The 6,767-nt window shown below is 72.3% G+C and carries 5 protein-coding genes and 1 pseudogene; 5 read left to right on the forward strand and 1 reads right to left on the reverse strand.

Annotated elements, in window-relative coordinates; genetic code table 11:
• The 4 genes and pseudogenes from AC1DY2_RS12765 to AC1DY2_RS12780 all read left to right on the forward strand — a co-directional run.
• A pseudogene (locus AC1DY2_RS12765) lies at positions 1–211 on the forward strand (DNA polymerase Y family protein); the annotation flags it as partial.
• 16 nt (positions 212–227) lie between these two features.
• Positions 228–3,707 (forward strand): error-prone DNA polymerase, encoded by a 3,480-nt coding sequence (locus AC1DY2_RS12770; RefSeq protein WP_476762769.1) that lies wholly within the window; start codon positions 228–230, stop codon positions 3,705–3,707.
• A gap of 9 nt (positions 3,708–3,716) precedes the next feature.
• Complete coding sequence (locus AC1DY2_RS12775) at positions 3,717–4,589, forward strand: DUF3097 domain-containing protein (RefSeq protein ID WP_476762770.1); 873 nt, start codon at positions 3,717–3,719, stop codon at positions 4,587–4,589.
• Between the two features lie 183 nt (positions 4,590–4,772).
• The gene (locus tag AC1DY2_RS12780; RefSeq protein WP_476762771.1) at positions 4,773–5,867 is read left to right on the forward strand and encodes a VIT1/CCC1 transporter family protein; all 1,095 of its coding nucleotides are present in this window, start codon (positions 4,773–4,775) and stop codon (positions 5,865–5,867) included.
• A gap of 22 nt (positions 5,868–5,889) precedes the next feature.
• Here AC1DY2_RS12780 and AC1DY2_RS12785 read toward each other — a convergent pair whose 3' ends face one another.
• The gene (locus AC1DY2_RS12785) at positions 5,890–6,366 is read right to left on the reverse strand and encodes an Lrp/AsnC family transcriptional regulator (protein ID WP_159606183.1); all 477 of its coding nucleotides are present in this window, start codon (positions 6,364–6,366) and stop codon (positions 5,890–5,892) included.
• Between the two features lie 111 nt (positions 6,367–6,477).
• On the opposite strand from AC1DY2_RS12785, the gene AC1DY2_RS12790 reads away from it, so the two are divergent.
• Positions 6,478–6,767: PLP-dependent transferase (locus tag AC1DY2_RS12790; protein ID WP_476762772.1), on the forward strand; the 290-nt coding region annotated here is incomplete at its 3' end.

A 6,767-nucleotide genomic window follows, 5' to 3' on the forward strand; every position in this document is an offset into this window, starting at 1 on the left:
GATCTCGGCGGCGCCCGACCGGTTCGCCGTCGGCGGCCGTGAGGCGACGCCGGTCCGGGCGTGGGCGGGGCCGTGGCCGGTGGTCGAACGCTGGTGGGACGCCGAGCACGCCAAGCGCGTGCACCGGTTCCAGGTCGTCGACGACGACGGCTGCGCGTGGCTCCTCGTCCGCGACCGCGAGGGCTGGTGGGCCGAGGCGAGGTACGACTGATGGGCCGGGTGTAGCAGTGGGCTGGAACAATCCGTCGATCCCGTGGTCGGACCTCGAGCGCAAGCTCTCCGACCAGCGGCGGCCGGGCGGCCCGCCGCTCATCGCCGACGGCGGCGACAGTCCGGCATGGAGCCGCAAGCGGCATCCGTACCGCCCGTCAGAGGGCCTCGAGGTGCAGGCCGGGCCGATCGTGCCCTACGCCGAGCTGCATGCGCACTCCACGTTCAGCTTCCTCGACGGCGCCTCGACGCCCGAGCAGCTGGTCGAGGAGGCGCACCGCCTCGGCCTCTCGGGGCTCGCGATGACCGACCACGACGGCTTCTACGGCATCGTGCGCTTCGCCGAGGCGGCCGAGAGCTTCCCCGAGCTCGCCACCGTGTTCGGCGCCGAGCTCTCGCTCGGCCTCACCGAGCCGCAGATGGGCGCCGCCGACCCCGAGGGTGAGCACCTGCTCGTGCTCGCCCGGCAGGAGGCCGGCTACCACCGTCTCGCCAGCGCGATCACCGCCGGCCAGCTCGCCGGGGGCGAGAAGGGCCGGCCCACGTACTCGCTGGAAGAGCTCGCCGAGCATTCCGGCAATGAATGGATCATCCCCACCGGATGCCGTAAGGGAATGGTTCGCCGCGCACTCGCCGCGGGCGGGGTGGATGCCGCGTGGCGCGGGCTCGACCGGCTCATCGCGCTCTTCGGCCGTGACCATGTCGTCGTGGAGCTCTTCGACCACGGGCATCCGCTCGACCAGGACGCCAACGACGCCCTCGCCGGCCTCGCCGAACGGGCGGGGCTGCCGCTGCTCGCCACGAACGCGGTGCACTACGCCACCCCGGGTGAGCACCGGCTCGCCTCCGCGCTCGCGGCGGTGCGGGCCAGGCGCAGCCTCGACGAGCTCGACGGATGGCTGCCCGCCTCCGACGGGCTGCACCTGCGCTCGGGCGCCGAGATGATGCGCCGGTTCGAGCGCTACCCGGGCGCGGTCTCGCGGTCGGTCACGCTCGCCGAGGAGCTCGGGTTCCGGCTGCGGAGCGCCCGTCCGCGGCTTCCCCGCCAGGAGGTGCCCGACGGCCACACCCCCATGAGCTGGCTGCGCGAGCTCGTGTGGGCGGGTGCGGAGAAGCGCTACCCAGGTCTCCCCCACCACGTGCGCGAGCGACTCGCCCGCGAGCTCGACGTCATCGAGCAGAAGGACTTCCCCGGCTACTTCCTCATCGTGTACGACCTGGTGCGCGAGGCGCGCAGCCGCGGCATCCTGTGCCAGGGGCGCGGTTCGGCCGCGAATTCGGCGGTCTGCTACGTGCTGGACATCACCGCGGTCGACTCGATCTTCTTCGACCTGCCGTTCGAGCGGTTCCTCTCCGCGCTGCGCGACGAGGAGCCCGACATCGACGTGGACTTCGACTCCGACCGCCGCGAGGAGATCATCCAGTACGTCTACGGCAAGTACGGACGGAACAACGCCGCGCAGGTGGCGAACGTGATCAGCTACCGGCCCAAGGCCGCGGTGCGCGACATGGCGAAGGCGCTCGGCTACTCCACCGGGCAGCAGGACGCCTGGTCACGACAGGTCGAGCGGTGGGGCGCGGTGGTCTCCACCGACGACCACGACATCCCCGCGCCCGTCGTCGAGCTCGCCGAGCAGCTGCTCACGTTCCCCCGCCACCTCGGCATCCACTCGGGGGGCATGGTGCTCACCGATCGCCCGGTCGGCGAGGTGTGCCCCATCGAGCACGCCCGCAAGGAGAACCGCACGGTTCTGCAGTGGGATAAGGACGACTGCGCCTGGATGGGCCTCGTGAAGTTCGACCTGCTGGGGCTCGGCATGCTCGCCGCCCTGCAGTACACGTTCGACCTCATCCGCGAGCACACCGGTGAGCAGTGGGAGCTGGCCACCATCCCGAAAGAAGAGGCTGCCGTCTACGACATGCTCTGCCGCGCCGACTCGATCGGGGTCTTCCAGGTCGAGAGCCGCGCACAGATGGGTACCCTTCCCAGGCTGCAGCCCCGCTGCTTCTACGACCTCGTGGTCGAGATCGCCCTCATCCGGCCCGGCCCAGTGCAGGGCGGCGCCGTGCACCCCTACATCCGCCGGCGCACCGGCGAGGAGCCCGTCACCTACCTGCATCCCAACCTCGAACCCGTGCTCGCCCGCACGCTGGGCGTGCCGCTCTTCCAGGAGCAGCTCATGCAGATGGCCGTCGCCGTGGGCAACTGCAGCGCCGCCGACGCCGACCTGCTGCGCCGGGCGATGGGCTCCAAGCGCGGCGTCGAGAAGATCGAGCGGCTCCGCTCGAAGCTCTACGAGGGCATGGCCGAGAACGGCATCGAGCCCGACGTGGCCGACTCGATCTACGCGAAGATCGAGGCGTTCGCCAACTTCGGCTTCGCCGAGAGCCACGCCCTGAGCTTCGGCCTGCTGGTCTACGCCAGCTCGTGGCTGAAGCTGCACTACCCCGCCGCATTCCTCGCGGCCCTCCTCCGCGCGCAGCCCATGGGCTTCTACTCGCCGGCGACGCTCACCTCCGACGCGCGACGGCACGGCGTCGAGATGCTCCGCCCCGACATCCTGCGCTCTGGCGTCGACGCGGGGCTCGAGACGACCGGCACGGATGCGGCAGCCGGGGACGGTGGTGGTGGCGACCGCCGCGCCGACGGCGGTGGCGAAGGCGGCCGCCGTGTCGGCGGCAGCCGCGAGGCGACCGGCATGGCGGCCTGCATCGACCCCGTGCAGCCGCCCATCAGCCGGTTCGACCGCACCGCACCCGACCGGTCGTCGGAGCATCGGCGCGACGGCGCGTTCGCCGTGCGGCTGGGCCTCGCCGACGTCTCCTCGATCGGCGCGGCCGTGGCCGAGCGCATCGTCGCCGAACGCGAGGCGCACGGACCCTACCGCGACATGGCCGACGTCTCTCGCCGGGCCGGCCTCAACGCCGAGCAGCTCGAGGCGCTCGCCGCGGCCGGCGCGTTCGACGTCTTCGGCCTGCAGCGCCGCGAGGCGCTCTGGCTCGCGGGCGAGGCCGCCGAGGACCGCGAGGAGTACCTCGCCGGATCGATTGTCGTCGTGCAGCCGCCGCTCCTGCCGATGCTGAGCCCAGCCGAGCAGGTGATCTACGACCTGTGGGCGACGGGCATCTCGCCCGACGATCATCCGATCCGCCACATCCGTGAGCAGCTCGACGAGCGAGGGGCGATCCGCATCGACCTCCTCAGCCACGCCGAGAGCGGACGTCGCATCGAGGTCGGCGGCGTGGTCACCCATCGGCAGCGACCCGCCACCGCCAGTGGCATCACCTTCATGAACCTGGAGGACGAGTCCGGCACGCTCAACGTCATCGCCGGCGTGGGCGTCTGGACCAGGTATCGCCGCCTGGCCCGCGAGGCGCCGGCGCTGATCGTGCGGGGCATCCTCGAACGCTCTCCCGAGGGGGTCACCAACCTCGTCGCCGACCGGTTCGAGCGCCTCACCGTGTCGGCGCCCACCCGCTCACGCGACTTCCGCTAACCTCGACCGGTGCCGACTGCGACCCACSACCAGAACGGACCCGACCGCTACGGCGCCGACGTGCTCGCCGGCGACTGGCGGGCACAGGGTCGACGCGTCATCCCGACCGTGGCCGTGGAACGCGACCTCGTCGTCGAGCTCGCCGCCGACGGATTCTGCGGGGCCGTGGTCGCCGCCGACAAGCGGACGGTCACGCTCGAGGATCGCCTCGGACGACGGCGCATGTTCCCGCTCGGGCACGGCTTCCTCATCGACGGCGAGGCGGTGCAGCTCGCCGCCCCCGCCCCGAAGGCACCGGCCGGTCGGATCCGCACGGCGTCGGGCTCCTTCGCCGTCGAGCAGGCGCCGGCACGCGTCGCCCTGCCGAGCCGCATCTTCGTCGAGGGCCGCCACGACGCCGAGCTCGTCGAGAAGGTGTGGGGCGCCGACCTGCGCGTCGAGGGCGTGGTCGTCGAGTACCTCGAGGGCGTCGACGTGCTGGCCGAGCAGCTCGACGAGTTCCAGCCCGGGCCGGGGCGGCGCGCCGGCATCCTCGTCGACCACCTCGTGCCCGGCTCCAAGGAGCAGCGCATCGCCGATTCGGTCGCTCGGGGGCGGCACGGGCGCCACGTGCTCGTCGTGGGGCATCCGTTCATCGACGTCTGGCAGGCCGTGAAGCCGGCCCGCCTCGGGCGCGACGCCTGGCCGGTGATCCCCCGCGGCACCGAGTGGAAGCACGGCGTGTGCGAGGCGTTCGGCTGGCCCCACGCGGAGCAGGCCGACATCGCACGTGCGTGGCAGCACATCCTCGGCCGGGTCCGCGGGTACGGCGACCTCGAACCCGCGCTGCTCGGCCGGGTCGAAGAGCTCATCGATTTCGTGACCGCGCCGCGCCAGGACTGACCTCTGCCGGAGCTCCGTCGCCGACCGGCGGTTCGGTGGTCCGAAATCCTGCCAATCCCGGCGAATCGGCCGGATGCCCCTCCCGCCGCCGATATCGTGGCGGAGGCCGCGCAGGCGGCCGTGACGTGATGGGGCGGGAGCAGCCGATCACCGTCGGCCGCTCCCGGGCAGGATGTGGAGCAGATGAGCGACGTACCGCGCACGACGACCGACGCCGACCGCGCGAGGTGGCGGCGTTACCTCGCCGATGAGCGCGCCGAGGCCGCGGTCTACCGCGAGCTCGCCGCACGACGCGAGGGCGAGGAGCGCGAGATCCTCCTGGCGCTGGCCGCCGCGGAGGGGCGCCACGAGGCGCACTGGCTGGCCCTGCTCGACGGCGACGACTCGAAGACGCCGCGCGCCGACGTGCGCACCCGGATGCTCGGCGCCCTCGCCCGCCGATTCGGCTCGATCTTCGTGCTGGCGCTCGCCCAGCGCGCCGAGGCCCGGTCGCCGTACGCGACCGACCCCGACGCGACGCCGGCGATGGCCGCCGACGAGCGGATCCACGGCGAGGTCGTGCGCGGACTCGCCGCTCGCGGCAGGCGACGGCTCGCCGGCACGTTCCGCGCGGCCGTGTTCGGCGCGAACGATGGGCTCGTCTCGAACCTCGCCCTCGTGCTCGGCATCGGCGCGACCGGCGTTCCGGCCTCCGTGGTGCTGTTCACCGGTATCGCGGGCCTCCTCGCCGGAGCGCTCTCGATGGGCGCCGGCGAGTACGTGTCGGTGCGGTCGCAGCGGGAGCTGCTCGAGGCATCCGCCCCCGACCCGACCGCGCGCGAGGCGCTCGTGGACCTCGACATCGACGCGAACGAGCTCGCGCTCGTCTACCGCGCTCGGGGCATGGGCGACGCCGAATCGCGGGAGCACGCGGCGCTCGTCATGGCGCGCGTGCAGGCGGCGGGCCAGTCCTCGACACCCACCGATGCGCTGGCCGTCGTCGCACACGACGACGAGGCCGTCGGCACGGGGCTCGCCGCCGCGATCTCGAGCTTCCTGTTCTTCGCCTCGGGGGCGCTCATCCCCGTGCTCCCCTGGATCTTCGGCCTGAGCGGCACGGCGGCGATCATCACCGCGACCGTGCTCGTGAGCATCGCCCTGCTGGCCACGGGTGCGACGGTCGGACTGCTCTCGGGCGCGTCACCGCTGAAGCGGGCGCTGCGCCAGCTCGGCATCGGCCTCGGCGCCGCGGCGGTCACCTACGTGCTCGGCCTGGCATTCGGCACGTCGATCGGCTGACGCCCGGCAGTGGCGCGACGGATCACCCGACGAGCTTGTTCCAGCCGTCGCCGTCGACGTGTTCGAAGATCAGGTTGGTCTCGGTGTGGGCGACGGCCGGATGCCCCGTGAGGTGGGCGAGCACGAACTCGCGCAGCTCCTCGGCGTCACGGGCGGCGACGTGCAGCAGGTAGTCCTCGGCGCCGGCCATGTGGAAGACCCCGAGCACGCCGGGCAGGTGCGGCACCTGGGCACGGAAGGCGTCGATCTCGCTGCGGTCGTGCTTCACCAGCCGGATGGCGATGAGCGCCTGCAACGAGACGCCGAGCGAGGCCAGGTCGACGTCGACCCGGTAGCCGCGCACCGTGCCGAGGCTCTGCAGCCGGCGCAGCCGAAGCGATACCGTGGACTCGGCCACGCCCACTTCGGCGGCGAGGGCGGCGCCCGACGCGCGGGCGTTCGTGGAGAGCGCCTGGAGCAACGCTCGGTCGACACGGTCGAGTTCGGGTTTCTGCGCCATCGTCGGACCTCCCGGATCACGGCTATGCAGATGCTTCGAGGTTTTCAGTGTAGCGCACTAGATCGTGCATGACGACTTGCTGTTCGTCACAGCTTCTGCTTCATTCAAGGCATGCAGACATCGTCGTCGCAGTTCGAGACCCGCGCCGTCCACGGCGGCATGAGCGGCGTCCGGGCGAGCGGATCCCACGTGCCCGTCATCGACTTCTCCACCACGAACCCACTGCCGTCGGTCGAGACCGGCGGGCTCTCCTACGAGGAGCTCGCGACCGGCCACGACCTCGGCGAGGGCCGGTCGGCGGTCTACCAGCGCCTCTGGCAGCCCGGCGTCGCCCGCTTCGAGGAGTCGCTCGCCGGCCTCGAGGGCACGGATGGGGCGGTCGCGTTCGGCAGCGGCATGGC

Source organism: Agromyces sp. P1_H4 (assembly GCF_056405255.1).